Genomic DNA, 1,761 nt, shown 5'->3' on the forward strand with positions numbered 1-1,761 from the left:
GCCGGGCAATACCTGCGAGGACATCGCGAATGCGTTCTTTGCGGTGCTGCGCAAATCGGGCATCGAGAAGAACAGCCGCTGTGGCTATCCGATCGGCGCGAGCTATCCGCCGGACTGGGGCGAGCGCACGATGAGCCTGCGTCCCGGGGACAAGACGGTCCTCGAACCCGGCATGACGTTCCACTTCATGCCGGGGCTGTGGCTCGACGACTGGGGACTCGAAATCACGGAAAGCATCCTGATTACGGAGTCGGGTGTCGAGCCGTTCTGCAATACGCCGCGCAAGCTGTTCATCAAGCCATAAAGCCGCCCGGATGCCGGCGCAATCGCGCCGCGCATCCGTCAACGGCAAGAGGAGAACCATGCTTCCAAAGACAATGAAGGCGATCGTGCTGACCGCTCACGGCGGACTCGACAAGCTTGTCTATCGCGACGACGTGCCCGTTCCGGCCTGCAACGCGGGCGAAGTGCTGCTCGAAGTCACTGCTTGCGGACTCAACAATACCGACGTATGGGTTCGCCAGGGCGCGTATGGCACGGACGACGATCCGCAGGCCGTCTCCACCTGGCGACGCGGCCGCTCGACGCTGACGTTCCCGCGCATTCAGGGCGCTGATATCGTGGGCCGGGTGGTTGCAGTTGGACGCGGAGTCAGCGATGCCCGCATCCGAGAGCGTGTGATCGTCGACGCGTCGATCTACAACCGCGACGACGACAGCCTCGCCGATATCGACTACATCGGCCACGGCCGCGACGGCGGCTACGCCGAATACACAGCAGTGCCCGCAGAGAACGCGCATCGCGTCGACTCGCACTACACCGATGCCGAACTCGCGACGTTCTGGTGCGCGTACCACACGGGCGAACAGATGATCGAGCGGGCCGCGGTCAAGAGCGGCGAAACGGTGCTGATTACGGGCGCTTCGGGCGGCGTCGGCTCCGGCATCATTCAACTGTGCCGCGCGCGCGGAGCGATTCCCTATGCCGTCGTCAGCAAGGGCAAAGAAGAGGCGGTGCTAAAGCTCGGCGCAGAGGGCGCGATGCTTCGCGACACCGAGGACTTCGCCGCGGACGTCGCGCGAATGACAGGCGGCCGGCCCATCGATGTAGTGGCCGATCTCGTCGGCGGTGCGCTGTTCGGAAAGCTGCTTAACGTGCTGCGTCCGGAAGGACGCTACACCACGGCGGGCGCGATCGCAGGGCCAGTCGTGCAACTCGATTTGCGCACGATGTATCTGAAGCAGCTTCAATTGAACGGCTCTTCGCAAGGCACGCGCGGCGCGTTCAAACGCGTGCTCGACTATATCGAGGCCGGCACGATCAAGCCGATTCTGGCCGCAACCTGGCCGCTGTCGCAGTTTCATGAAGCACAAACGCAGTTCATGTCGAAGCGCTTCGTGGGCAACATCGTCGTGATTCCGGACAGGCACTACGCAAAAGCCGCGTCATAACGCCTGGCCACAGGATCGGCATAGGGGACGGCCATGAGGCCGTACCCCTGCCACACCACCCGGCATGCGGGTCCGCACCGGGCGGTTCGGGAAGTTGAGGTTACGAGAGTCTTGGCACACCCAGCCGATCGAAGTATGCGAGGGTCAGCACGCGATTCAGGAGCTGGCCGCTGTTACGCCACCAGCGACGGCTGTTCGCCGCCACCTGGTGCGCCACAGCGGACGGTGCCCCCAGCGCCCGTAGCTCCCGGTAGATGGTCGGCCCGCGGCGCCATTGCTTAAGCTGGATGACGCGCAACCGGTGACGCAT

At 64.1% G+C, this 1,761-nt stretch carries 2 protein-coding genes and 1 pseudogene; 2 read left to right on the forward strand and 1 reads right to left on the reverse strand.

Annotated features, from left to right (window positions below):
• Positions 1–304, forward strand: a 304-nt coding sequence (locus GCT13_RS47560; RefSeq protein ID WP_152768422.1) for a M24 family metallopeptidase, incomplete at its 5' end; no start/stop codon positions are given.
• A 58-nt stretch (positions 305–362) separates the two neighbouring features.
• Positions 363–1,451 (forward strand): alcohol dehydrogenase family protein, encoded by a 1,089-nt coding sequence (locus GCT13_RS47565; RefSeq protein ID WP_152768423.1) that lies wholly within the window; start codon positions 363–365, stop codon positions 1,449–1,451.
• Positions 1,452–1,551: 100 nt separating this feature from the next.
• On the opposite strand, the pseudogene GCT13_RS47570 reads toward GCT13_RS47565, so the two are convergent.
• Positions 1,552–1,761: pseudogene (locus tag GCT13_RS47570) on the reverse strand (group II intron reverse transcriptase/maturase); the annotation flags it as partial.

It is taken from the genome of Paraburkholderia franconis (assembly GCF_009362735.1).
GTDB classification, from domain to species: Bacteria; Pseudomonadota; Gammaproteobacteria; order Burkholderiales; family Burkholderiaceae; genus Paraburkholderia; species Paraburkholderia franconis.

Excerpts from the sequence above, each read along its gene's own strand:
- GCT13_RS47565 (WP_152768423.1), top strand. The coding sequence starts at position 363 with ATGCTTCCAAAGACAATGAAGGCGATCGTGCTGACCGCTCACGGCGGA.